This window comes from Pseudomonas saudimassiliensis (assembly GCF_000939975.1).
Lineage (GTDB): Bacteria > Pseudomonadota > Gammaproteobacteria > Pseudomonadales > Pseudomonadaceae > Halopseudomonas > Halopseudomonas saudimassiliensis.
In genome coordinates, this window is record NZ_LK391969.1 from 870,520 (window position 1) to 896,091 (window position 25,572).

Here is a 25,572-nt window from a genome sequence, read left to right on the forward strand (position 1 = left end):
GCGAAGTGGCTCAGGCCAAGCCCAGCGACTGCTTGATCTGGGGTTTCTGCAGCTTGCCGGTGGCGTTGCGCTGCAGGGGCTGATCGGTAAACCAGATCCGCCCCGGCAACTTGAATGATGCCAGTCGGGTCGCCAGGAACTCGCGCAGCTCCGCTTCGTCCACGGCGCCATTGATATGGGCAACCAGCGCGACGGACTCGCCGAGGGTCTCGTCCGGCAGGGCGAAGGCCGCGGCCTCGACGACCGCCGGATGCTCGGCGGCCCGCTGCTCGACCTCCAGCGCGGAAATATTCTCGCCGCCGCGGATGATGATGTCCTTGATCCGGTCGGTCAGGTAGATGAAGCCGTGCTCATCGAGGTAACCCACATCGCCACTGAACAGCCAGCCATTGTGCAGTGCCTGCTCGGTTTCCTCCGGGCGGTTCCAGTAGCGCTGCATCAAGGTCACCGACCGCAACCAGATCGGCCCGGCCTGACCGGGGGGCAGCGGCTGGTCAGGGGATTGGCCGACCACCAGGTCAATCAGCGGATAAGGCCAGCCGGAGCTCGTCGAGAAATGTACAAACTGCTCACCGGCCAGGGTCGCGCCGATGCCGTTGCTTTCGGTCATGCCGTAGCCGGTGCCCGCCATGGCGGTCGGCTTGCAGGTCATCAATCGGTCGAGCATCACCCGAGACGAGGCGCCGCCGCCCAGGCCCAGGGCAAACAGCGTGGCGGTCGCCGGGCTGTCAAAACGCGGATGATTGATCAACTGCTGCATCATCACCGGGGCACCATTGAACTGGGTGCAGCGCTCGGTCTCGATCAGCCGCAGCGCCTCCTCCACATCCCACTTGTACATGATCACCATGCGCCGGCCATGGCGCAGCATGCTGAGGAACTGCGCGTGCAGGCCGCTGACATGGAACAGCGGAAAGCACAGCAGGGCCGTCGGCTGCAGGCCCGATTCGATGATCGGTTTGACTCGCTCCGGCGAGGTCATGCCGGAAAAGGCGCCCTGGTAATCCAGCGCGAACAGGGACTGGGCCACCGCGCGATGGGACGACAGCACGCCCTTGGCGCGACTGGTGGTACCCGAGGTATAGAGCAGCAGGGCTGGATCCTGCGGTGCTGCCTGCACCCGTTGCATGGGCGCCAGCTCGGCACGCATCAGGGCCTGCCAGGCATGGGCGTCCGGGCTATCGCCATCGACCAGGACTACCGCACGGCCCGCCAGGCTGCCATCGAGCTGCTGATGGCGCTCGGGGTCACAGAATACGACCCGGGCATCGGCATCCTCGATGGCATGCAGCAGCTCATCGCGCAGCCCCCAACTGTTCAGCGGCACCGGAATCGCACCGGCCTGGACGCAAGCCACGAAGGCAACCATCCACTCCGGCCGGTTGCGCATGGCAATCGCCACCCGCTCCCCCGCCTTGACCTGGATGCGCTGTTGCAAGGCGGCGGTGAGTTGATCCGCCGCGGCGTAAAACTCGGCAAAGCTCAGGCGCTGGTCGCGCCATAGCAGGAATGGCAGGTCCCCGTGCCGGCGGCCTTCCTGAATCGCATCAGTGAGGGTGGCCGGTGCGTTGACGAAATATTTCAGCCCCTGCTCGTCATCGGCCAGGGCGAAAGGTGATGGGGCGCTCAATAGCTGCTGGCGACACGTCCGCCACTGTTCCACAAGACTGGTGTGCATGGGTACCTCTTTGTAATTGTTGTAATGGGCCGACGGCTGTTTCAGGCGCCACGGTTGTCGCCGTACCGCTGGCAGTGATAATCGGCATTGCCCAGCTGGTTCTGCGCCATCCGCATGCGCTTGAGGAACAATCCGAGATCATATTCATCGGTGACGCCGATACCACCATGCATCTGTATCGCTTCGTTACTGACCCGCTGGGCGACCTGGCCCGCCTGCCATTTGGCCAGGCTGGCCAGACGGCGGCGCTCAGCCAGCGGGCCGGTGTCGCGATCCAGCACCTCGAACGCCGCCATCACGCTGCTGCGGGCCAGTTGCAAGTCGGCATACAGGCGCGCCGCGCGGTGTTGCAGGGCCTGGAAACTACCGATGGGCGCGTTGAACTGCACCCGGGTCTTGAGATAGTCCACGGTCATGGCAAAGGCGGTTTCCGCCAGACCGAGCAATTCGGCGGCCAGGCAGGCGCGGCCGCGGTCCAGCACCAGGTCCAGCGCGGCGCTGGCATCGGCGGTGCCCAGCCGGGCAGCCTCGGCCAGCTGCACCTGGTCCAGGCGCAGCGCCGCCATGTTGCGCGAGTCGATCATCTGCCGGGCGCTGAGCTGCACACCGGGCTGGTCGGCGGGCACGAGGAATAGGCCACAGCGGCCATCAGCCTCCCGGGCCACCACCAGCCAGCCATCCGCTGCCAGCCCATCGGCGACCCAGGATTTCTCGCCGTGCAGCAGCCAACCAGCCCCTTCTCGCCGGGCCGACAGCGTAATAACCTCCGGCGCATGCCGGGCCGTTTCGTCCAGCGCCAGCGCCAACCGGCGTTCGCCGCTGATCAATGACGGCAGCCACTGCTGGCGTTGTTCCTCGGTACCCAGCTGTTCGATCAGCCCGCCACAAAGCACGACGCTGCTCAACAGCGGCGAAGCGCTCAGGTGCCGGCCGATCTCCTCGAACAGGGGGGCGAAACCGGCGAAACCGAAATCTAGCCCGCCATCCTGCTCGGAAAACGCCACGGCGCTCCAGCCCAGTTCCAGCATGCCGTTCCACACGTCGCTGTTATAGCCGGCCGGATTGCGCTCGTCGCGCAGCGCCCGCTGCACGGCTACCGGCGAGCGCGCCGCGAGAAAGTCACGGGCGCTATCCTGCAACTGCAGTTGATCTTCGTTATATACCAGGCTCACGGCAATCTCCTCACTTGGCTTCCGGCAGGCCAAGCACACGCTTGGCGATCACGTTCAACTGCACTTCCGATGAACCACCGGCAATGGTCTGGGCAAAACTCATCAACCAGGCGCCGGTCAGATCCAGCTCACGCTGGTCGAAGCCCTCCCCTTCCCATCCCAGGGCGTGATTGCCCATGATCTCCAGCAACAACTCGAACTTGCTGCGCTCCTGCTCGGTATGAACCAGTTTGGCGATGGCCATCAGACCCGACGCGTCCTGTCGGGCACGCAGGGTGTCGTAGATCCGGCGGTTGGTCAGGCGGAAGGCCTCTTCCTCCATCAGGCAGGCAATGGCGCGCTGCTGCAGCACGGTTTCCGCGGTCGTTTGCGGCGCTCCCAGGTATTTCTGCACGAACTCGTCGAGATCGAAATGGGTCGGCAACGCCGACTCGCTGAATTTGGACATGGCTGCGCGCTCGTGCTGCAGCAGCGCCTTGCCCAGCGCCCAACCGCCATTCAGCTCGCCGATCAGCTGCGTGCGCGGGACCCGGACGTTGTCGAAGAACACCTGGCAGAAGCTGGACTTGCCGCTGATCAGGTCGATCGGCGCAACCGTTACTCCGGGTGAGGTCATGTCCAGCACGATGAGGCTGATGCCGGCCTGCTTGGGCTCCATCGGACCGGTGCGCACCAGCGCGTACATCCAGTCGGATTTGTTGCCGTAGGAGGTCCATATCTTGGTGCCATTGATGACGAAGTCATCGCCATCGAGCACGGCCGAGGTGCGCAGGCTGGCCAGGTCGGAGCCGGCGTTGGGCTCGGAGAAGCCCTGGCACCAGCGGATCTCGCCCCGCGCCATGGGCGGCAGGAAGCGCTGTTTCTGCTCTTCGCTGGCAAACTCCAGCAGCACCGGCCCGAGCATCCAGATACCCAGGTTGATCTGCGGCGGGCGGCAATGCAGGCGACGCATTTCTCCATCGAGAATGGCTACCTGCTGCGGATTCAGCCCACCGCCGCCGTATTCCACCGGCCAGTCGGGGCAGAACCAGCCCTTGTCGCGCATGCGTTCGAACCACAGGCGCTGGTCCTCATGCTTGAATTCCACGGTGCGCCCGCCCCAGACCATCTCGTCGGAGGGCATGGGTGTGCGCATGGAAGGCGGGCAGTTGCTCTCGAGCCAGGCACGGGTTTCCTGGCGAAATGCTTCTAGCTCATTCATCGTGTTACCTGCTTGTTGTTTTGCACCGGGCCGTGAATCCGTCGCCGGTCATGGGTCAACTCTAACCCCGGCCCGGAACCCGCCAATCGTCCGGACGGACGAGATGGCGGGACGAGCGCTGTTCAGTTGGCGGAAGCGGCGTGGCGGCCGGCCAGCCGCCCGAAGAAGGTGGAATCACCCAATGACAGGCCCGAGGCGTACCCCTCGCCCCAGCGCGGCAGGCCGCAGGCAGTGCGACCGGCGGCGTAGAGCCCGGCGATCGGCTGGCCGTCCGCGTCCAGTACCTCGCCACTGGGCCGGGTCGCCAGTCCGCCGAGGGTAAAGGCGTGGGCCTGGAAGTCGCCCTGGCAATAGCTCAGCGCGGCGAACGGCGGCTCGGTCAGCGGGCGCAGCCACTCGGCCGTCTTGTGGAAATAGGGATCGCGCCCCTCCCCTGCCAGCCGATTGAACTCCTCGACCGTATGCACCAGGGCGCCGGCCGGCAGCCCCAGCTCCTGCTCAACCTCTTCCCAGCTCTCACCCACCGCTGCTACCGGGATATCCGGCTGGATGACCGGCCGGCCGAAGGTCTCGTTATCGACCAGCAGCCAGGCGCGCCCGTTGGGCTGGCGCAGCACATGGTGCGCGACCCGCCCGTGATAGCAGTCCTCATTGACGAAACGCTGGCCGCGCTCGTTGACGAAAATGCCCTGGACCAGCGAGGCGGGTGGGAAGAACGGCAGGGTGGCGAAAAACTCCTGCATGTTCAGGGTAGCGGCACCCACGCTCATGCCCATGCGAATACCCGAGCCGTCATCGTTGCCGGCACTGACCTGCAACTCGCAGTCCAGCGCAGCGGGAACGAAGCGCTGGACCATCGCGCGGTTGCCAATGAAGCCGCCGGCGCAGAGGATTACCCCCCGCCGCGCCCGGATAAAACGCGGGCTGCCGGATTCCCGGGTAACTATTCCGACCACCCGCTGCTGCTCATCCACGACCAGCGCCAGGGCCCGGCTGTCATAGCGCACCTGGGCACCCAGCGCTTCGGCACGGGCACAGAGAATACCCATCAGCACCTGACCGCCCCCCCAACCCACGAACTGCACCGTGTGTCCCCGGGGCGCCGGCCTGGCCTGCTCCACATAGGGCCAGGCCTTCTCATTGCCCGACCACAGCAGGGTATCGTCGGTGGGCGGTTCTATCCATTTTCCCGGCAGGTAGGTGCCCTTGAAGGGCACCCCCTGGTCACGCAGCCAGTTGAAATGCGCGACACCGCTGTCGGCATAGAGGGCCACCCGTTCGGCATCGGCAGCCGGGCCGCCAGCCAGCATCAGGTACTGCTGGAAATCCTCGGTGGCATCCTCGAAGCCATGCTCGCGCTGCACGTCGGTGCCGCCATTGCCGCCGACGTAGACCTCGCCGCCCGACAGGCTGGCGCTACCGCCGCCGACGCCGGCCACCTCCAGCACCACCACCTCGGCACCCGCCTCGCACGCTTCGATCGCGGCACAGGCACCGGCAGCGCCAAAGCCCACCACTACCACATCGGTTTCCTGGTCCCAATGGGGTACCTGGGCCAGCGGGCAGGCACGGCCGGGGGAATAAGTCTTGTCAGCAAGCATTGCAGCGTCCTTCTATGTTGTTGTTATGGGAATCTTCAACCGGCGGCAGGCGTGCGGTTGAGCACCACATTACCCGGTCCGTTGAGCACGCAGCTGGTGCCCCCTTCGGTATACATCATGGTCACGCAGCGGTTGCAGGCCGTGCAGCCGCTGCGCTCGAGCTGCCCGTCGCGCAGGCGGTTGACCCAGCCTGGGTCATGGATCAGTACCCGCCCCATGGCGACCGTATCGAACCCTTCTTCCATCAGCTGCGCCACGCCCTGCGCCGACGTCACGCCACCCAGGTAGGCCAGCGGGATGTCCACGGCGGCGCGGATGCGGCGGGCGTGTTCCAGCAGATAGAGTTCACGGAAGGGCACCGGCTTCTCGACCAGCGATTGCACGAACATCGCCGCCTTCATCACCGGATTGGTCACCACCGCCCGGTTCTCCGGCGGAAAGGACGAGCCGAACATGGTGGTGATCGACTCGGCATTCAGGCCGGCGCTGAGGACCAGCAGATGCGCCCCTTCGGCAGCCAGCCCACGGGCGATCTGCACCCCGTCCTCGATGCTGTTACCGCCGCGCACTCCCTCGGTAATGCTGAACTTGCAGATCACCGCCAGCTCATCGCCGACCGCGTCCAGCACCTGACGCAGCACCTGACGGGGAAAGCGCAGCCGGTTGGCCAGGCTGCCGCCATAATCATCCCGCCGTTTGTTGTAGAGCGGCGAGAGGAACTGGCTGAGCAGATAGCCGTGGCCCATGTGAATTTCGACCGCGTCAAATCCGGCCTCCCGGGCCAGCCGGGCCCCGTTGGCAAAGTCCGCTGCGACCCGCTGCATATCCGCCACGCTCATTTCGCGCTTGAGATATTGCCCGCTCATCAAGCCGATCTTGTTGAAGCCCCCGCTGGCCGACAGCGGCCGGCCCTGCCCTGGTGGCTGGATAAAGGTAAAACAACCACCATGGGTGATCTGCGCCGAGACTGCGCCGTTTTCCCTGTGCACGGCGTCGGTCAGCGCCCGCAGGTGCGGCAGCGTGGCGCGATCCAGGCAGATCTGGTTGGGCAAGGTGCAACCATCGGCGCTGACGGCGCAATAAGCCACCGTGGTCAGGCCGACGCCACCGGCGGCCATGGCCGCATGGAATTGCACCAGTTGACGCGAGGGCACCCCATCCGGGGACATACCCTCATTGGTAGCAGACTTGATGAAGCGGCTGCGCAGGGTCAGCGGACCGATACTGAGCGGTGTATAAGCCTGGGATAATGGTTGTTCGATGCGTGCCATGCCGAGCTCCGGAGCGGATCGACAGCAGCCGGCCAGGCAGGCCCGTGAGGACGGCTCGACCGACACTGTCTAGCGTGAATGGCATCGATTCTGGAAAGTCCGCTGGGGACCGGCATCGTCTGATCAGACGAGGAGAAGGAAAGTGCTGCGGAGAAACTGGTAAAACCCTATCCTACAAACGAAAAAAGGGGCGGAATGATCCGCCCCCACTTTTTCTATCCCTAATGCCTTCCATGACCCAGCCATCCCGGCTGCCACCCTCCTGATGCTCCCTTAGCTCAAGCTCCCTGCCGACCAGCGCATTCCGTCGCGCATGGACACATAGTACCCGGAAACGATCCCGAAGCAATCTCGAAAATCGTCTCACCCCTTTGGGTTATGAGGAAAATAAATAAGCAAATTCAAAGGCTTACTATTTTACGCCGGACAAAAATCCGCCTCATCTCACAGCAACTGACCAAGACGGCTTACACGCGGCATAGTCAATGTCTTACACGAAGCGATTAATACAAGGGAATTGCTCAATCCAAAGAGATCGGTGCGTACGTGCTTACATTATCTCTGCAAGCCTTTACGCTGGTACGCCCCTGCTACGACACGCCGTGAATACCAGCACAGCCTCGCAAGGCGTTATAGCAGCGGCGGCTCCACACCCCTCCCTGACGCCCAATAAAAAACCCGCCCCTGCGAACAGGGACGGGTTTCGGTAACGCGGGTGGGACGACTTACATCATGCCGCCCATACCACCCATGCCACCCATACCGCCCATGTCAGGCATGGACGGCTTGTCTTCCGGCAGCTCAGCGATCATGGCCTGAGTGGTGATCATCAGGCTGGCCACGGAAGCAGCAGCTTGCAGCGCACTGCGAGTGACCTTAGCGGGATCCAGGATACCCATCTCGATCATGTCGCCGTACTCGCCGGTGGCAGCGTTGTAGCCGTAGTTGCCTTCGCCGGCACGAACGGCCTGCAGCACGACAGCGGCTTCTTCGCCAGCGTTGGTCACGATCTGGCGCAGCGGCGCTTCGATGGCGCGACGCAGCAGCTTGATGCCCACGTTCTGGTCTTCGTTGTCACCGGTCAGGTTTTCGAAGGCCACCAGGGTGCGTACCAGGGCTACACCACCGCCAGGTACCACGCCTTCTTCAACAGCGGCGCGAGTAGCGTGCAGCGCGTCTTCTACGCGGTGCTTCTTCTCTTTCATTTCCACTTCGGTAGCGGCGCCGACCTTGATGACCGCAACACCGCCAGCCAGCTTGGCCAGACGCTCCTGCAGTTTTTCCTTGTCGTAGTCGGAAGTGGTTTCTTCAACCTGCTTGCGGATCTGGGTAACGCGCGCTTCGATATCAGCCTGGGCACCAGCACCGTCGATCACGGTGGAGTTGTCCTTGTTGATCTGCACGCGCTTGGCCTGACCCAGGTGTTCCAGGGTGGCGGTTTCCAGGCTCATGCCGACTTCTTCGCTGATCACGGTACCGCCGGTGAGGATGGCGATGTCCTGCAGCATGGCCTTGCGACGGTCACCGAAGCCCGGCGCCTTGACGGCAACAACCTTGACGATACCGCGCATGTTGTTGACGACCAGGGTAGCCAGCGCTTCGCCTTCAACGTCTTCGGCAACGATCATCAGCGGACGACCGGCCTTGGCAACAGCTTCCAGCACCGGCAGCATTTCGCGGATGTTGGAGATCTTCTTGTCAACCAGCAGGATGTACGGGTTGTCCAGCTCGGCGGACATGGTTTCCGGCTTGTTGACGAAGTAGGGAGACAGGTAGCCGCGGTCGAACTGCATGCCTTCTACAACGGACAGCTCGTTCTCCAGGCCGGAACCTTCCTCGACGGTGATCACACCTTCCTTGCCTACACGGTCCATGGCTTCGGCAATGATCTTGCCGATGGACTCGTCGGAGTTGGCGGAGATGGTACCTACCTGGGCGATCGACTTGGAATCGGCGCAGGGCTTGGCCAGGTTCTTCAGCTCGGCAACAACGGCAGCGGTAGCCTTGTCGATACCGCGCTTCAGGTCCATCGGGTTCATGCCGGCAGCAACGGCCTTCAGACCTTCGGTAACGATGGCCTGGGCCAGTACGGTAGCGGTAGTGGTACCGTCACCGGCGTCATCGTTGGCACGGGAAGCAACGTCCTTGACCAGTTGCGCGCCCATGTTCTCGAAGCGGTCTTTCAGCTCGATTTCCTTGGCGACGGATACGCCGTCCTTGGTGATCATCGGCGCGCCGAAGCTGCGCTCGATCAGCACGTTGCGGCCCTTCGGCCCCAGGGTGGACTTGACCGCGTCGGCCAGAACATTGACGCCTTCGAGCATCTTGTTGCGTGCGGAAACGTCGAACAATACTTCTTTAGCAGCCATTTTCACTTTCCTTCAAATGAATTCGTTCAGGGGATCGGACTGGTGTGGCCTCAGCCTTCCAGGATGCCGTAGATTTCGGATTCGCTCATCATCAGCAACTCTTCACCATCGATCTTGATGGTGCTGCTGCCGGAATAGGGTCCGAAAACAACCTTGTCGCCTTCTTTGACGGCCAGCGGACGCACTTCACCATTGTCCAGCAGACGCCCGGTACCAACAGCAATGACCACGCCGGTGTTCGGTTTTTCTGCTGCAGAGCCAGGCAGAACGATACCGCCAGCGGTTTTTGTTTCTTCTTCGCTGCGACGAACGACTACGCGATCGTGTAACGGACGGATTTTCATCGTTGTGAGTCTCCCAAATGAATGTCAAAGGCCGGCTTGCCGGCATTTCAAGTTAATCAGGCCTGTGGCCTGTGGGTCGTGCCGAAGCAACTCCCCTATCCAACACAGACTCCCGTCAATGGGCGTCTGTAAAACTGGTGCATTGTTTATGGGGCCCGGCAAATCCTTTTCAAGGGGGCCGGCGCCAACTTTTTTTACGGCCGGTTCAATCGGCGGTCGTCGTCGGTCGGGGCCGGCCGCTCGGCCTCCCATTCACCCTCGATGATGGTATGTTCGCCGCGACGGTACATGCGCGGGCCGTCCTGGTCGTCCGGACCGGAACCACCGCCACGGTGCAGCAGCGCCAGCACCAGGCAGGGGATGGCCAGCACATCGCTGACCAGACCGGGGAAGGCAATCAGCACCCCCGCCAGCACGCCCCACATGCCCGACTTGAGCACATTGAACGGGCTGCGGTTATTGATCATCTGCTGTTGCAACCGTTGCAGCATGCCCCAGCCGTTACGCTGGATCAGCATCAGGCCGGCAATACCGGTAAACAGCACCCACAACAACGTCCAACCAACCCCGACCCGCTGACCGAGCAGGATCAGGCTCGCCAGTTCGATCAGCGGCAGTGCCAACAGCAATATGCGCAACAGGGGCATGGCAACCTCGTGAATGGTGACAAAGTGTCTATATGGGGTTAGCGGAAATCGGTTTCAAGCCCGGCGCATGCCGGCACCCGCAACGACGAACAGGTCAACCTGTGACTAAATTTACTCGCAGGGTATTCATAATATCGCCGGGTTGTTGCATTCTTGCGGCCCAAGAACAAACACAGGAGTAGTGATATGCAACTGCAAGACAGCGTGATCATCATCACCGGCGGCGGCCAGGGCCTGGGTCGGGCAATGGCTGAATACCTGGCGGGGCGCGGCGCGCGCCTGGCGCTGGTCGACCTGGACCAGAGCCGCCTGGACGAGGCGGTCAGCGCCTGCAAGACCGCCGGCGGCGACGCCCGCGCCTATGTCTGCAACGTGGCCAACGAAGACCAGGTGAGCGCCATGGTCAGCCAGGTGGCCAGCGACTTCGGCACCATCAACGGGCTGATCAACAACGCCGGCATCCTGCGCGACGGCCTGCTGCTCAAGGCCAGGGATGGCCAGATCCAGAAGATGCCCCTGAGCCAGTGGCAATCGGTGATCGACGTCAACCTGACCGGTGTGTTCCTGGGTACCCGCGAAGTGGCAGCGAAGATGGTCGAGCTGGGCAGCCAGGGGCTGATCATCAATATCTCGTCGATCTCCCGCGCCGGCAACATGGGGCAGTCCAACTACTCCGCGGCCAAGGCCGGTGTCGCGGCGCTGACCGTGGTCTGGGCCAAGGAACTGGCGCGCTACGGTATCCGCGTCGCGGGCATTGCGCCGGGCTTCATCGAGACCGAAATGACCGGGAGCATGAAACCCGAGGCGCTGGAGAAAATGACCGCGGGCATCCCCCTGCGGCGCATGGGCAAGCCGGAAGAGATCGCGCACTCGGCCGCCTACCTGTTCGAGAACGATTACTACAGCGGCCGCATCCTGGAGCTGGATGGAGGCCTGCGTCTGTAATGACGCCCCGCTCCGGCATGGGGCTGCCCCAGCACGGGCTGCCCCAGCATGGGCTGACCCAACGTTACCAGTTGACGCCGAAGCCAACCTTGTAGCGGGTCTCGTTGCGACTTTTCTCATCCGAGCTGTTGTAGTAGTCCCATTCGGTCATCAGGCTCAGCGAGGCCCAGCTGTTGAGCAGGTAACGCAACCCCAGTTCGGCGTCGACGATGTAATTCACGGCGTCGTTGTGGGGGATCAGGGTTTCGGCGTTGTGTACCAGCTGGAAGCGCTTGCCCAGCAGGAAGCGCCGATAATCCCAGGCCAGGCCCACACCGTTATTAACGCTGTCGTCGCCATCCCGGCCGTCGATGCGCATATGCTCGAGGCGGGCGGAGGTCTCGAAGCGGCCCAGGGCGTTGTTCCACCACTCGTAACCCGGACCGGAACCCAGCTGCATCTGCCGCTCCACTTCGCCCAGGTGGTCACGCTGGTAACCGAGCCGGTTCTGCCAGAACCACTTCTCATCGAAGAACCAGCTCAGGGTGTAATCCGATTCCCAGAAGTGGCGGGTCTTGATGTCATCGCGATAGTCGCGCTCGAAGTCACCGGCAAAGGCATGCCGCCAGTCGCCGTGACGCGCCTCGGTGGACACATCCACGTCCAGGTCTCGCTTCTTCGAGTCGGTGTTCTCCAGTTCCAGCGACAGGTCGACCCGGCCATCCCAGACCCAGTCCTCGATCACCGGCTGCGGCTCCATCAGCTGTCGCAGCTGCGACAGCTGGAAGGCCTGGGGCTGCGGCTCGCCATTGACCAGAAAGATCTCCCCGGCGGTCTCGGACGGTTGAATGCGGCGCGCCCGCTGCGTATTGTCGCTGGTCTTGACCAGCAGTTGCCGATCACTCTCCAGGGTGCGGATACGGTCTACCCTGACCGAGACCTGGCCGGCAAACTCGGTCTGGATGACCAGCTTGTTGCCTTCCATGACCTCGATTCGGCCGGTGAGCCGGTCGCCGTTATCCAGCCAGATGGTATCGGCGACGGCGGGGAGTGCGAACAACAGGGACAGCAACAGCAGACAGCGTGACTTCAGCATGCAGACCAACCTGGAAGTAAGTAAAAGGCAATAAAGAGAGGCATTATCCATGACAGAAGGTTCCCCGGCACCTGCTTGCGCTTCGTCTGCTGATGATGATCGCAAGCAGATGCTGTGGCAGGTATTGGCTGCCGTGCCGCCCGGCCGGGTAACCAGCTATGGCCGCCTGGCGCAATTGGCCGGCCTCGGGCGAGGCGCACGCCTGGTCGGACGTTGGCTCGGGCAGTTGCCGGAGGGTACCGCCCTGCCCTGGCACCGGGTATTGAACAGCCAAGGCCAGTTGTCGTTGCCGGCGGACAGCCCGTCCGGGCAGGAACAATATCAGCGACTCATGGCCGAAGGTGTCATCATTCGCAACCGGCGGGTGAACATGGCCCGCTTTGGCTGGCCCGATCCGCATACAGGCGACAAGTGACTACACCATGAACGACTCCTCGACACCTGCGCGCGAAGGCTGGCAGGTCTACCTCAAGCCCCGCGTGCTGGGCATGCTGTTTCTCGGGTTCTCCGCCGGGCTGCCGCTGCTGCTGGTTGGCGGCACCTTCAGTGCCTGGTTGCGGGACCTGGGGGTGGAACTGGCCGCCATCGGCTTTCTCAGCTGGGTGGGCATGGCCCATTCCATCAAGGTGTTGTGGGCGCCCCTGATCGACCGCGCGCCGGTGCCGCTGCTGACCCGCTGGCTCGGCCGGCGCCGGGCCTGGATGCTGCTGGCGCAGCTGGTCATCGCCGCCGCCCTGCTGGGGATGGCGTTGACCGATCCGCGGGAGAACCTGACCCTGGTCGCCCTGTGGGCCGTGCTCGCCGCCTTCGGCTCCGCCACCCAGGATGTCGCCATCGACGCCTACCGGGTGGAGGCCGAAGCCCGCCACCGGCAGGCGGCCATGGCGGCCACCTATGTCACCGGCTATCGTGTGGCCATCCTCGCGGCGGGCGCCGGCGCCCTGCACCTGGCGTCCATCGACAGCTGGACGCTGGCCTACGGCGCCATGGCGGTGCTCATGGGGGTGGGCATACTCACCACGCTGATCATCGCCGAACCGGCCGTCACCGTGACCAGCTCCACACTGCATTTCGAGCAGCGCGTGGCCGATTATCTTGCCCACACCCGCCATGCCGGCTGGCGGCGCAAGCTGACTGCCTGGTTCATCGGCGCTATGGTCTGCCCCTTCGCCGAGTTCTTTCAGCGCTACGGCAAGGCGGCATTGCTGATCCTGGCGTTCGTTGCCACCTTCCGCATCAGCGATATCTTCATGGGTGTGATGGCCAACCCCTTCTATCTGGACCTGGGTTTCAGCAAGGCGCAGATCGCCAATATCGCCGCGGCGTTCGGCCTGGGCATGACGTTATTGGGGGCGGCGCTAGGGGGCTTGCTGGTGGCACGTTTCGGCATTGCGCCGATTCTGTTGTTGACGGCTTTCATGGCACCCATCACCAACCTGGCCTTTGCCTGGCTGGCCTTTATCGGGCCACAAACCTACGGATTGGTATTGGCGATTGTCGCGGACAACATCACCGGCGGGCTGGCTATTTCGGTATTCATTGCCTATCTGTCGAGCCTGACCAATACCGCCTACACCGCAACGCAATATGCCCTGTTCAGCTCGCTGATGACCTTGCCGGGGCAGTTTGCGGCGGGATTCACCGGCGTGCTGGCGGCCAATGTGGGCTGGATCACCTTCTTCATGACCACCGCCCTGACCGGCTTGCCGGCGATCATCCTGGCCGCGCTGCTGTTCCGCTTCGCCCATCCCGACCGGGTCCACCGGCCGGGCATGGACTAGCCACCCGCGGGGGTCGTTACGCCTGGGTCACCACCTGGTGAACGACCCGCTGTGGGTAGGGAACGGTAATGCCTTCCAGTTCGAACTCTTCCTTGGCCAGCTCCAGCAGGCTCCAGTAGACGCCCCAGAAGTCCTCGGTTTTCACCCAGACGCGCAGGGACAGGCTCACCGAGCTTTCCCCCAGCGCCGCCAACCAGACCGCCGGCTCCGGGTCCTTGAGCACCCGGCTGTCGGCATGCGCCAGCTTCAGCAGCACCTTGCGCGCGTGCTTGACGTTGTCCTCGTAGGCAATGTCCAGGTCCAGCTGCACCCGCCGGGTAGGCTGGCGCGAAAAGTTGACGATGCTGCCATTGGACAATGCACCGTTGGGCACGATAACGGTCTTGTTGTCGCCGGTCTTGAGGATGGTGTGGAAGATCTGGATGCTCGCCACCGTCCCTTCCACGCCCTGGGCCTGGATGTATTCGCCGACCCGGATCGGGCGCAGCACCAGAATCAGGATACCGCCGGCAAAATTGGCCAGGCTGCCCTGCAAGGCCAGGCCCACGGCCAGACCCGCCGCACCGATCAAGGCGATGAAGGAGGTCGTTTCGATCCCCACCATGCCGGCGACGCTGATCAGCAGCAGCGCCTTGAGACCGATGTTGACCAAGGTCCCGATGAAGCCGTGCAGGGTCGGATCGACCGCGCGCCGCTGCATCAACCCCCGTACGGCGCGGGTGACCCGGCCAATGATCCACCAGCCAATCAGCAGCGTCACCAGCGCCAACAGCAACTGGCTGCTATAGCCGACCAACAGCGGTAACCACTGGTCCTGCAGGTCGTTCATCCTGCTTAGGAACTGCTCCATCACCTACTCCGATTCAGTCGCGGAAATTGTTGAATTGCAAGGGCATGTCCAGCTCCGCCGAGCGCAGCAGCGCCATGGCCTCCTGCAGGTCATCACGCTTCTTGCCGGTCACCCGCACCTGGTCGCCCTGGATGGCGGCCTGGACCTTGATCTTGGACTCCTTGATCTTGGCGACTATCTTTTTCGCCAGCGCCTGGTCGATGCCTTCGCGCAACACCGCATCCTGCTTCATCTGTTTACCCGAGGCGTAGGCGTCCTTCACTTCCATGCACTGGATGTCGATCTTGCGCTTGGTCAGGCTCAACCGCAGGATGTCCAGCAACTGCTCCAGCTGGAATTCGGCATCCGCGGTGAGGGTGACGGTCAGTTCCTTTTCCTTGAATTCGAAACTGCCCTTACCCTTCAGATCGTAGCGGCGATCGAGTTCCTTCATGGCGTTGTCGACAGCGTTGGTTACCTCGTGCTTGTCCAGTTCGGACACCACATCAAAAGACGGCATGGCTTGACCTCAAATAAAGCTGATATTTGTGAACAGGGTGGCAGAACATTGCCCTGACATCGTGGCATTATACCGGCGTCAGTTAAAAAACATGTAGCAGGGAGCTCAGACATGCCCAACCCCCAACTCAGCATTATGGTGGTGGACGATACCAAGTTCAGTAGTGCCGTCATAGGCCACACCTTGTCCCAGGCGGGCTATGCGGATATTCGCTTCGCCAGCTCTGCCATGGCCGCCCTGGCGATGCACGAGGAGCGCGCCGCCAGCGTCATGGTGGCCGACTGGCTGATGCCGGAAATGGATGGGCTGCAACTGACCACCCGCATCCGCCAGCGGGATGAACAGACCAATCACTACACCTACGTCATGCTGTTGACCGCCCGGGAAGGCGACAACGTGCTGGGCGAGGCCTTCGACCGGGGCGTGGACGACTTCATCAGCAAATCCTCGATGAACGAACAGTTGCTGCCGCGCATCTATGCCGCGGACCGGATCACCCAGCTGATCAACCGCCTGCTCGATGAAAACCGCCTGCTGGCCAGCAACAATGCCCAGCTGGAAGAACACAACCTGGTCGACAGCCTGACCGCGCTGGGCAACCGGCGCTACCTGCTACAGCGCCTGGATGACGCCCTGCAGCAGGTGGAATCGCGGGGTGGCTGTTGCGCATTGCTGGTGCTGGGCATCCAGAACTTCGACGAGGTCGGCAGCCGTTTCGGTGAAGCCGTGCAGCAAGAGGTACTGCGGGGCATCGCCCGGCGGCTGCAGCAACTGGTGCGGCCGATGGATGTGATCTCCCGCATCGGCACCAATACCTTCGCCATTTGCACTGTCGGTGACAACGCTGACGACTGCAAGCCCAGCAGCTTTCGGCGGCTGCACGATGGCCTCAACCTCAAGGCATTCAAGACCAGCGAGGGGTATCTCTCGGTGCGGGCGGGCCTGTCCGTCAGCACCCTGGACCGTAACGACGAGAGGGCCAGCGCCGAGACCATGCTGGAGCAGACCGAACAGCATCTGGGCCAGGCCTACGCCACCAACCTGATCACCCAAGTGCGGATGTCCCAGGTTGTCTGAACCGCTGTATATCCTCGGTGCCGGCAGCCTGGGTCTGCTCTGGGCCGGTCGCTGCGCCCGTGCCGGGCTGGATTGCCGCCTGTTGCTGCGCACACCGCAGGCCCTGCAGCAATGGCAGGCCGGCGGGGAAGCGCTGCTGCTGGAACAGGGGGGCGATACAACCACGTTGCGGGTCACCGCGGAGCTCCCCAGCAGCAGTGCCGCGCCGATCCGCCGCCTGATCGTTAGCACCAAGGCCTGGGCCGTGGCCGAGGCACTGGAAACGCTGGCCCACCGGCTGCAACCGGACAGCCAACTGGTCCTGCTGCAGAACGGACTGGGCAGCCAGCAGGCGGTCAGCCAACGCTTCCCGGACCAGCGCGTACTCTACGCCAGCGTCACCGATGGCGCCTGGAAACGGGCGGCCAATCATGTGGTATGGGCCGGCATCGGCCAGACGCTGCTGGGCGACCCGCAACCAGGCGCTGCGCCAGCGTGGCTGGAGGCACTGACCCAGGCGGGTATCGACTGGCAGTGGACGCCGGACATCCTACCGGTGCTCTGGGTCAAGCTGGCCATCAACTGCGCCATCAACCCGATCACCGCCCTGCATGACTGCCCCAACGGTGAGGTGCCAGACCGCGCCGGCGCCCAGTTCCCTGCCCTGCTGGCCGACCTGCAGGTGCTGCTGGCCAGCCAGGGGGTAAGCATGACGCTCGCCGCGCTGAGCGAGCGGATAACCCGCGTCATCCAAGCCACCGCTGCCAACAGCTCCTCGATGCGCCAGGATGTGCACGCCGGCCGACGCACCGAGATCGACTTCATTCTCGGCCACGCCTGCCGCAGCGCACGCCAGGCTGGGGTAGCCACCCCGGCCCTGGACGCGCTGTACCGCCAGTTGCAGGCGCATCTGGCGCGCCTCGGGCTACCCCAGGACTAGCCGCCCGGCAGCCGCTGCCGCGCCTTGTACCCCTGACAGGTTCGGGCTAGGCTGGCGCTCCCTTTTGGCAGGAGATCGACATGGGCTACCGTCTGAGCAAACTCTATACCCGCACCGGCGACGCCGGCACCACCGGCCTGGCTGACGGCAGCCGGGTACCCAAGGACAGTCCGCGCATCGAGGCCATGGGGGATGTGGATGAACTGAACAGCTGCATCGGCGTGCTGCTGGCCGGCTTGACCGGCGCGGCCGTGGAGCCGGTGCGCACAGCCCTGGCGCCGGTACAGCATCGCCTGTTCGACGTGGGCGGCGAACTGGCCATCCCCGGCGCACTGATCATCAGCGCGGATGACGTCACCGAACTGGAAACCCTGATCGACCAGTTCAACGCCCAGGTGCCGCCACTCAAGGAATTCATTCTCCCCGGCGGTTCGCTGCTGATCGCCCAGGCCCACCTGGCGCGCAGCGTGTGCCGCCGCGCCGAGCGCCGCTACCAGACCCTGGCGGCGGAGCAATCGATCAACCCCCAGGCCCTGGCCTACCTGAACCGGCTGTCGGACCTGCTGTTCGTCCTGGCCCGCAGCATTGCCCGGCTGGACAACACGCCCGAGGTACTCTGGCAACCCAAGCCCAAGCCGGCCGGGTGATTACACCCGGAACGCGCTGATGATCTTCTGCAGTTCGCCCACCAGTTCACCCATGCGGGCACTGGCCTGCTCGGTACGCCGCGCGCCGTCGGCGGTGCGCTCACCGGACTGGTTGATCTGCACAATGTTCTGATCGATATCGTGGCTGACCGCGGTCTGCTGTTCGGCCGCCGCCGCGATCTGCTGGCTCTGGTCAACAATCTGGGTCACCGCGCGCAGGATGTTGTCCAGCGCCGTCTGCACCTGCAGGGCCGAATCCACCGCCTCCCCAGTCATGCTGTGGCTCACGCCCATGGCCTTGACTGCCGCCCCGACACCACCCTGCAAGCGCCCGATCATCTGTTCGATTTCCTGGGTGGATTGCTGGGTGCGCTGCGCCAGGGTGCGCACCTCATCGGCCACCACCGCGAAGCCGCGCCCCTGCTCGCCGGCCCGGGCTGCCTCGATCGCCGCGTTGAGGGCCAGCAGGTTGGTCTGCTCGGCGACGCCCTTGATCACATCCAGCACGCGGCTGATCGACGCGCTGTCATCGGCGAGGTTATTGATCACCTTCACCGAGTTCTCGATCTCGCTGGCCAGCTTCTCGATGCCATCGACCGAGGTCTCGACCATGCGCCGCCCGGTCAGAGTCTCGCTGTTGACCTGCTCGGCGTTGGTCACCGCCAGCGCGGCGCTGCGGGCGACCTCCTGGGAGGTGGCCGCCATTTCATTCATGGCCGTGGCCACCTGCTCGATCTGGGTCCGCTGCCCTTCCACCGCCTGGCTGCTCTCGCTGGAGATGTCGATGACCTGGCGGGACTGGTCGCCCACCAACCCGGAGGTCTGGCTGACGTGGCGCACCAGGCCCTGGATACGTTCGATGCTGCCGTTGAACTCCCCGGCCAGCTTGCCCAGCTCGTCGCGGCTGACGATGGCCGCCCGCGCGGTCAGGTCGCCCTGCGCCACTTTCGCCATGGTGCCGGACAGGGTTTCGATGGTGCGGCGCGTCGCCATGTAGAACCCCAGGTACAACCAGGTGATCAGCGCCAGGATGACCGCCAGGGCCGCTACCAGGGTCAGCATGGCGCGATTGCCATCATCCAGGCGCTTAGCCAGGCCCTGTTCAAGAAACTGCAGGATCTCCCGGCTGAAGGTGTGGGTGTAGCCCATTTCGGTACTGAGCCGCTGGAAGTAACTTTCCCAGGTATCGTCATAGGTCGCCGCCAGGATGATCTCGTCTTCGAAGATCGCCTGGGCCCGCTCCAGCCCCGCCATACTGGCCTGGGCGGCGGCGCGCAGTGGTTCCAGTTCCGGCTGTTGCAGGAAGGATTGGGCCTGGGCATAGTTCACGCCCAGCCGCAGGCTCTCCTCCAGCAAGCGGTCCATGTCGCGGCTGGCATCGGAATTCAGATAGCCCAGGCCGATGGAATAGGCCCCGGTCGCCCGGCCAAAGCCCAGCACCGAGGTGATCTGCGGCGCATGGTCCACCAGCAGGTCGGCCAACTGCCGCACATTGCGTTCATAGTCGTGGGCCAGGCCACTGTAGGCCACGCTGAAGTTCAGCAGGGTGACCACGCCCACATGAGCCTGGGTCGACATCTGCCCGCGATTGCGCAGCGACGCACCATCGATGGCCCGGTATTCGGCCAGCACGTCGTCACGCTTCTGCAACAGTTCCGCCGCCTCGGGATCGGCCGCATCCAGCGGCAGGTTCTCCAGCCCGGCCACCAGGCGTTGCAGTGTTTCACTGCTGCGCTGCTCCAGTGCCGGGCCGTATTCGCCGGTACCCAGGTGGAAGGCGATGATATCGAGGCCACGCAGCGTCTCGGCATCGACCAGCAAGCCGGCAACGCGCTCAAGCAGTTCCATGGAATCCAGGGCATGGCGGGAGGTCTGCACTCGGTCCCAGGCCTGGTTGACCAGCATGCCGCTGACCACGATCAAAGGAACAAAACACAGGGCACTGATCAGACAGAACTTCATCGCATAGCCGAGTCGGTTCATCAGGGCCATGGCGGGTGCCAGCAACGTATTCACATTATTCTCCTTGTCCTGCCGGACCGTGCTGCACCAGGGTTCCAGCAGCGGCTCACCAATATGGCCGCCCGGGCGAGGCGGCATCTGTTGGTGCTATCGGCAAGCGGGAGACTTTCTTTAAGGCATTCAGCCCAGCATGGAGAGGAAAGCGATGACCACGGCCCAGGTCAGCAGCGCCCGGATCATCAATTGGCGGGTGTCGGCGAGCAGGTCGGCTTGCCGGGTGGCCTCCGGCGGCCCGGCGGTGAAGGCTGTCAGCGCCGCCTGCGCGCAGCGGCTGGCCAGTTCACCCCCTGGAATGTCCCAACTGGTTGCCAGATCGCGGAGCGTACGCAGCGTCACATCGAAATGACCGACCAGCGCCAGGCTCAGGCCCAGCAGCCGCGCCGGTATCCATTCCAGGGCATGGGCCAGCATGGAGGCCGGCCGGGCGGCGGGCAGGGTTGGGCGCTGCGCCGTCACCAGCAGCAGGCGCCAGGCCACCGCGCCCAATGGACCGAGGAGCAGATACCAGAACGCCGGCACGAAATAGTCCTGCAGGGTGACGGTGACCAGCCGGTCCTGCACCTGGGTTGGCAGAGTGTCCGCTTCCTCGGGGGCGACACCCAGCTGCTGTTCGGCAATCAGCGCCGCAGCCGCCCGGTCGCCCCGCTCCCAGGCGGCCTGATAGTCGGCGGTCAGGCGACCCAGGGGATCGTGGGGGCCGACGCACAACAGCAGCAGTCCCACGTGCAACACCAGGGTGAGCAGCCCGTAGAGCAGGCCTTGCACGCCCCACAGCAGCAGGCCCAACGGCAGCAGTAATAGCAATATCACTGCCAGGGCCAGCCAGGCGCTGCCCCGCCGCCCCGCCCATTCAACCCAGGGCGCCAGCGTCTCCTGTTGATAACCGGCGCGCCAAGGGGTCCAGGCCAGGATCACGGCCACCAGCAGCAGTACCAGAAAATTCATCTTCCATCCCCATTCGCCGGTGCGGCATCAGTGAGTTGATCGAGATAACGGGCCCAGTCGAAGCAAGGACCCGGATCGGTCTTGCGCCCCGGGGCGACGTGTTCATGGCCGGTGATACGCCCGCGGCTGATCAACGGAAAGGCCCGCTGCAATCGACGGGTCAAGGCCACCAGGCTGGCATATTGTTGTTCGGTATAGGGCTGGTCGTCGGTGCCTTCCAGCTCGATGCCCAGGGAGAAGTCATTGCAGTTCTCCCGCCCCTCGAAGCACGATTGGCCGGCATGCCAGGCGCGGTCCAGACAGGAAACAAATTGGGTCACCGCCCCGTCACGCTCGATGAGAAAGTGGGCCGATACCCGCAACTCGGCAATCTCGGCAAAATACGGGTGGGCATCAGTATCGAGGGTGCCGGTGAAAAACTGCTGGACACAACCGTTACCGAACTGGCCCGGCGGCAGGCTGATATTGTGAATCACCAGCAGCGAGATAGCGGTCCCCCCGGGACGACTATTGAAATGGGCCGACGGGCACTGCCGTATCCCGTTCAGCCAACCATTGGCCATGTCACTGTGCATGAATCCACCCCGGCAGCAAAACCACTATGATAGAGGTCGCGCCGGGGCCGGCGTCAATCTTTTGGGTGCCGCAGGCGTCGCAGGTTGCCGATCACCGACTCCAGCGCCCGGTCAAACAGTTGGTCGTCCGCCAGCAGACGGATCTGCTGGCGCTCGTGATGGCGGGCCAGCGCGCTGGCAGTGAACTCGGCGATCTTCATGCCGGTCCGGTTGACGAAGATGTACTTGCCGCTGAAGCTGATGATGGCCGCCAGTTTGCAGCGCTGGGCCGGCTGGCCTTCCACCCCGGCCAGCTCGAACCAGCTGCCGGCGTGCAAGCCTTCTACCCACTTGATCGCTGCGGCATCGGGCAGATCGCCTACCAACTCCGGCTCTGCCTGGGCCGGCTGGGGAAGGACCTGTTCGTCCACCCGCACGGTTTCCGTCAACACCGGGATGCCATCGCCCGGTAACTCGACGCCGGCCTGATAGGCAGCGGGCGTTTTCCGCAGGTCAGGATCCATCGCCGCGGCATCCACGGCCAACACCGGCATGGCCGACGCCTGGTCCTCGGCCCGGCGCAGCACTGCCCGCTGTAACAGTTGCAGCTGCGTCACACTGGGCGATGCCTCCGGATTCTCCTCGCCGATCAGCCGCAGCCCCTCGCACAGGGCGCGGCATACACTGGCATTGAGGATCGGTCGCTCGACCAGGGCGTCTGCGGCGACCGGCTCGACACTTTCCACCATCCGCGCAGCGGTACCGACCGCTTCGCGCCAGGTGGCGGAGTTGCCGCCTTCGCGCAGGTGAACCATCTGCAATACCTGGCTCCAGGTAGTGCGCAGCAGATCCACCACGAAGACCGGCAGGGTGCGCCCCAGCAGCAAGGTATTGAGCACCTGCGCCGCCTGGCTGCGCGCCGCGTCGACCCGCGCCCGCCCCTCTTCCGCGTCCCGGGTACGTTGTTCGAGACGCTCCGCACGGCGCTGGTCGATGCGCACAAAGCCGGCCAGTTCCTCATGCATCTGCTCGAAGAAGGCGGCGTCCGCCTGCTGTTCGTTGAGCAGGCGCTGGACCATGCGTTCCAGCAGGCTATGCAGCTGATCCTGGCGCAGGTCGTCATGGTCGCTCCAGCCCATGGTCGCCCGGGCCAGCTCATTGAGCAGGCGCCGCGCCGGGTGGGAGGAACGATGAAACAGGCTCTTGTCGGCGATCGCCACCCGCAGGATGGGCAACTGCATGCGGCCGATGAGGGCGCGCAGCGCCACCGGCAATTGGGGATCGTCCAGCACCACATCGAACAGCATCGAGACCAGGCTGATGACGTCATCATCCACCCGGTCGAGCCGGCGTACCTCGCCGGTCTGCCGGAGCTGATCGCTCAGCTGCCGGTTGATATGGCTGCGCAGGTCATGGACCGTCAGGTCGGGGCCCGCGGCCTGGCGCCCGGCAAAGGTGTTCAGCATGTCGAGCAGCTCGTCGCTGCGCACCGGCGCCGCCGAGGGCGCGCCCAGTGCGCTGAGGGCAACATCGCCGCTGGTGTGACGCCAGTTGCCGATCAGCTCGCTAAACAGCGACAACACCTGCGTATCGGCGATCTCAGCGGTGGCCGCGTTGCTGCCCGCCGGCCGTTCCGGTACCGAACTGCGCGGGCGCACTGGCAGACTGTCCTGCTTGAGGTCGGGGAGCACGCCAGCGTTCTTCAGCAGCCCATTGGCGTCCAGATACAGCGAGTCGATCGAGTTGAATACGTACCGCTCGAACATCTTGAAGATGATCAGGCGGACCTTGATATCCAGGTTCAGTGGTGCGCAGCTGGCCGAGAACAGCTCTACCAGCGCGGCCGGGGCCAGCGGGTGCGCGGCCGGATCCACCGGATGACCCAGCAGGCTGCCAAGGCGCAGCGCGAGGTGGGCAAGGGGCAGTTGGTTACGGGCGGTGACGCGCCCGACCATGCTGTCGAGGGCCACCGTCTGCTCCAGCTCATCCGGCTGCACCAGGCTGAGGGAGTCCACATCGTAGGATTGCTGGCTCTCGGGAATGGCGGGCCGGCCGCTGAGCATCAGCGCAAATTGCCGCTCGAGATCATCACAGCAGGTTTTCTCGATGCCATGCCGGCGTAGCCGCAACAGGCGCATGGCGTCAAAGAACAGGCTCTGATCCGCGTTGCTGCCGGCCCGGTCGGCCTTTTCAAACAGGGTATCGTCGGCATTATCGAACAGCTCACTGAGGCCGACCCGCAGGAAGGTCTGGGCGCGGTCACGGACCGCCATCAGGGGAGCAGGCAGCGCGCCGGGGCGCAGAGAGTCATCCCGTTGCCTTCCGGCCGCAGCAGCGGCAAAGGAAACTACCTTGTAATCCTTGGACATGCCATATCTCCGGGGAGCCGATCCGTCGTAAAAAGCCTGTCGAAATTCTGACGTCAAAAATCATCCCAAGTATACATAAAATCCGGGCGCCAGCAGCCTTGGTAGTCTTTTTCCTTGCTCAACATCACACTTTTGCAATACAAGGACACAGAAAACAACAACCAATCGGCAAAACATGGAGAGGCAGATGGATAATCTGATTGACATCATCAGTGCAATAAACGGCGTGGTGTGGGGGCCGTTCATGCTGGCACTGCTTGCAGGGACCGGGATCTACCTGGCACTCGGCTTGAAACTCATCCCCCAGCGCAAACTGATCTACGGCTTCAACATGCTCTGGCGCGGCCGCAAGGCCGGCGATGCGGAGGGCGATCTCAGCCCTTTCAACGCCCTGATGACGGCGCTGTCCGCTACCGTGGGCACCGGCAACATCGCTGGCGTTGCCACCGCGATCTTCTTCGGTGGCCCCGGCGCGCTGTTCTGGATGTGGTTGATCGCCCTGATCGGCATGGCGACCAAATTCAGCGAAGCGGTACTGGCGGTGCACTATCGGGAAAAGGACGCCTTCGGTAACTATGTCGGCGGGCCGATGTATTACATCCGCAACGGCCTGGGCAAGAACTGGAAGTGGCTCGGCGTGCTGTTCGCCATTTTCGGCATGCTGGCTGGCTTCGGCATTGGCAACACCATCCAGTCCAACTCCGTGGCCGACGCCATGCAGAGTACCTTCAACATCAATCCGATGGTGACCGGCCTGGTCATCGGCGTACTGGTCGCGCTGGTATTGATCGGCGGGATCAAGCGTATCGGCGAGGTGGCGGGCAAGCTGGTGCCGCTGATGGCGATCTTCTACGTTGGGGGCGGCCTGATCATCCTGATCATCAACGCTGCCGAGATCCCCGCGGCGTTTTCCCTGATCCTCCATCACGCCTTCAACCCGATCTCCGCCGCCGGGGGCTTTGCCGGTGCCACGGTCTGGGCCGCCATCCGTTTCGGTGTGGCTCGCGGGGTGTTCTCCAACGAAGCGGGCCTGGGCAGCGCGCCCATTGCCCATGCCACCGCCAAGACCAACAACCCGATTCGCCAGGGTACCGTGGCGATGCTCGGTACCTTTATCGACACCATCATCATCTGCTCCATTACCGGCCTGGTGATCATGGTTACCGGCGCCTGGCAGAGCGGTGAAAACGGGGCCTCCCTGTCGGTTCACGCGTTCAACCTGGGCCTGCCGGGCTGGGGCGAATACATCGTCAGTATCGGCCTGGCGACCTTCGCCTTCACCACCATCCTCGGCTGGAGCTTCTACAGCGAGAAATGTACCCAGTTCCTCTTCGGCGAGCGCGCGATCCTGCCGTTCCGTCTGGTCTGGATCATCGCGGTCCCGCTGGGCACCCTGCCGATGCTCGACCTGGGCAGCCTGTGGCTGGTGGCCGATACGCTCAACGCGATGATGGCCATCCCCAACCTGATCGCCCTGCTGCTGTTGAGCCCGGTCGTGTTCAAACTGACCAAGGCCTATTTCAGTCAGCCCAGCGCCACGCGCGACAACGGCTGACGGCCCCCGCGTTCCGGTGCCCCACCGGAACGCCCTTCCCTTTGCTCCGAC

At 63.8% G+C, this 25,572-nt stretch carries 22 protein-coding genes and 1 pseudogene; 7 read left to right on the forward strand and 16 right to left on the reverse strand.

Features of this window, described 5'->3' with window-relative positions; genetic code table 11:
• Positions 1 to 10: 10 nt before the first annotated feature.
• The 8 genes from VG99_RS04150 to VG99_RS04185 form a co-directional block, all read right to left on the reverse strand.
• The gene (locus tag VG99_RS04150) at positions 11 to 1,678 is read right to left on the reverse strand and encodes a class I adenylate-forming enzyme family protein (protein ID WP_044498458.1); all 1,668 of its coding nucleotides are present in this window, start codon (positions 1,676 to 1,678) and stop codon (positions 11 to 13) included.
• Positions 1,679 to 1,719: 41 nt separating this feature from the next.
• A complete protein-coding gene (locus VG99_RS04155; protein ID WP_044498459.1) occupies positions 1,720 to 2,850 on the reverse strand; it encodes an acyl-CoA dehydrogenase family protein in 1,131 nt (376 codons plus the stop codon).
• 10 nt (positions 2,851 to 2,860) lie between these two features.
• Positions 2,861 to 4,051: an acyl-CoA dehydrogenase family protein gene (locus VG99_RS04160; RefSeq protein ID WP_044498460.1), complete on the reverse strand. Its 1,191-nt coding sequence runs from the start codon at positions 4,049 to 4,051 to the stop codon at positions 2,861 to 2,863.
• Positions 4,052 to 4,173: 122 nt separating this feature from the next.
• Positions 4,174 to 5,652, reverse strand: a complete 1,479-nt coding sequence (locus tag VG99_RS04165; protein ID WP_044498461.1) for an FAD-dependent oxidoreductase — start codon at positions 5,650 to 5,652, stop codon at positions 4,174 to 4,176.
• A gap of 35 nt (positions 5,653 to 5,687) precedes the next feature.
• The gene (locus VG99_RS04170; protein WP_044498462.1) at positions 5,688 to 6,923 is read right to left on the reverse strand and encodes an NADH:flavin oxidoreductase; all 1,236 of its coding nucleotides are present in this window, start codon (positions 6,921 to 6,923) and stop codon (positions 5,688 to 5,690) included.
• Positions 6,924 to 7,648: 725 nt separating this feature from the next.
• Positions 7,649 to 9,292, reverse strand: a complete 1,644-nt coding sequence (gene groL / locus VG99_RS04175; RefSeq protein WP_044498463.1) for a chaperonin GroEL — start codon at positions 9,290 to 9,292, stop codon at positions 7,649 to 7,651.
• 50 nt (positions 9,293 to 9,342) lie between these two features.
• Complete coding sequence (locus VG99_RS04180; protein WP_044498464.1) at positions 9,343 to 9,636, reverse strand: co-chaperone GroES; 294 nt, start codon at positions 9,634 to 9,636, stop codon at positions 9,343 to 9,345.
• Between the two features lie 194 nt (positions 9,637 to 9,830).
• The gene (locus VG99_RS04185; protein WP_044498465.1) at positions 9,831 to 10,283 is read right to left on the reverse strand and encodes an FxsA family protein; all 453 of its coding nucleotides are present in this window, start codon (positions 10,281 to 10,283) and stop codon (positions 9,831 to 9,833) included.
• 186 nt (positions 10,284 to 10,469) lie between these two features.
• On the opposite strand from VG99_RS04185, the gene VG99_RS04190 reads away from it, so the two are divergent.
• Positions 10,470 to 11,228, forward strand: coding sequence for an SDR family oxidoreductase (locus VG99_RS04190; RefSeq protein WP_044498466.1), 759 nt, complete (start codon positions 10,470 to 10,472; stop codon positions 11,226 to 11,228).
• A gap of 64 nt (positions 11,229 to 11,292) precedes the next feature.
• On the opposite strand, the gene VG99_RS04195 is transcribed toward VG99_RS04190, so the two are convergent.
• Entirely contained in the window at positions 11,293 to 12,303 is a 1,011-nt protein-coding gene (locus VG99_RS04195) for a DUF481 domain-containing protein (RefSeq protein WP_052508691.1), read from the reverse strand.
• A 109-nt stretch (positions 12,304 to 12,412) separates the two neighbouring features.
• Here VG99_RS04195 and VG99_RS04200 point away from each other — a divergent pair, with 109 nt between their 5' ends.
• Together VG99_RS04200 and VG99_RS04205 are read left to right on the forward strand one after the other, a co-directional pair.
• On the forward strand, positions 12,413 to 12,718 hold the full coding sequence (locus VG99_RS04200; RefSeq protein WP_420848286.1) for an MGMT family protein: 306 nt from the start codon (positions 12,413 to 12,415) through the stop codon (positions 12,716 to 12,718).
• 7 nt (positions 12,719 to 12,725) lie between these two features.
• The gene (locus VG99_RS04205) at positions 12,726 to 14,084 is read left to right on the forward strand and encodes an AmpG family muropeptide MFS transporter (protein ID WP_044498468.1); all 1,359 of its coding nucleotides are present in this window, start codon (positions 12,726 to 12,728) and stop codon (positions 14,082 to 14,084) included.
• Between the two features lie 16 nt (positions 14,085 to 14,100).
• Here VG99_RS04205 and VG99_RS04210 read toward each other — a convergent pair whose 3' ends face one another.
• Entirely contained in the window at positions 14,101 to 14,934 is an 834-nt protein-coding gene (locus tag VG99_RS04210) for a mechanosensitive ion channel family protein (RefSeq protein ID WP_044498469.1), read from the reverse strand.
• A 13-nt stretch (positions 14,935 to 14,947) separates the two neighbouring features.
• Positions 14,948 to 15,433: a YajQ family cyclic di-GMP-binding protein gene (locus tag VG99_RS04215; RefSeq protein ID WP_044498470.1), complete on the reverse strand. Its 486-nt coding sequence runs from the start codon at positions 15,431 to 15,433 to the stop codon at positions 14,948 to 14,950.
• Between the two features lie 111 nt (positions 15,434 to 15,544).
• On the opposite strand from VG99_RS04215, the gene VG99_RS04220 reads away from it, so the two are divergent.
• The 3 genes from VG99_RS04220 (at position 15,545) to VG99_RS04230 (ending at position 18,076) form a co-directional block, all read left to right on the forward strand.
• Complete coding sequence (locus VG99_RS04220; protein ID WP_044498471.1) at positions 15,545 to 16,510, forward strand: GGDEF domain-containing response regulator; 966 nt, start codon at positions 15,545 to 15,547, stop codon at positions 16,508 to 16,510.
• Positions 16,503 to 17,429, forward strand: coding sequence for a 2-dehydropantoate 2-reductase (locus tag VG99_RS04225; RefSeq protein ID WP_239419809.1), 927 nt, complete (start codon positions 16,503 to 16,505; stop codon positions 17,427 to 17,429). Before VG99_RS04220 ends, VG99_RS04225 begins: the two co-directional genes overlap by 8 nt.
• 80 nt (positions 17,430 to 17,509) lie before the next feature.
• Positions 17,510 to 18,076 carry a cob(I)yrinic acid a,c-diamide adenosyltransferase gene (locus tag VG99_RS04230; protein ID WP_044498472.1) on the forward strand — a complete coding sequence of 189 codons (567 nt, stop codon included), beginning with the start codon at positions 17,510 to 17,512 and terminating at the stop codon, positions 18,074 to 18,076.
• On the opposite strand, the gene VG99_RS16420 is transcribed toward VG99_RS04230, so the two are convergent.
• From VG99_RS16420 to VG99_RS04250, 5 genes and pseudogenes are all read right to left on the reverse strand, one after another.
• Positions 18,077 to 18,790, reverse strand: a complete 714-nt coding sequence (locus tag VG99_RS16420; RefSeq protein WP_420848287.1) for a methyl-accepting chemotaxis protein — start codon at positions 18,788 to 18,790, stop codon at positions 18,077 to 18,079.
• A gap of 144 nt (positions 18,791 to 18,934) precedes the next feature.
• Positions 18,935 to 20,176 (reverse strand): annotated as a pseudogene (locus VG99_RS16425) (HAMP domain-containing protein); the annotation flags it as partial.
• A gap of 42 nt (positions 20,177 to 20,218) precedes the next feature.
• Positions 20,219 to 21,043: a regulatory signaling modulator protein AmpE gene (gene ampE, locus VG99_RS04240; RefSeq protein WP_052508692.1), complete on the reverse strand. Its 825-nt coding sequence runs from the start codon at positions 21,041 to 21,043 to the stop codon at positions 20,219 to 20,221.
• Positions 21,040 to 21,618: a 1,6-anhydro-N-acetylmuramyl-L-alanine amidase AmpD gene (ampD, locus tag VG99_RS04245; protein WP_044498473.1), complete on the reverse strand. Its 579-nt coding sequence runs from the start codon at positions 21,616 to 21,618 to the stop codon at positions 21,040 to 21,042. Before ampD ends, ampE begins: the two co-directional genes overlap by 4 nt.
• Positions 21,619 to 21,671: 53 nt before the next feature.
• Entirely contained in the window at positions 21,672 to 23,966 is a 2,295-nt protein-coding gene (locus VG99_RS04250) for a DUF1631 domain-containing protein (protein WP_044498474.1), read from the reverse strand.
• Between the two features lie 187 nt (positions 23,967 to 24,153).
• Here VG99_RS04250 and VG99_RS04255 point away from each other — a divergent pair, with 187 nt between their 5' ends.
• Entirely contained in the window at positions 24,154 to 25,521 is a 1,368-nt protein-coding gene (locus VG99_RS04255) for an alanine/glycine:cation symporter family protein (RefSeq protein ID WP_044498475.1), read from the forward strand.
• Positions 25,522 to 25,572: the final 51 nt, after the last annotated feature.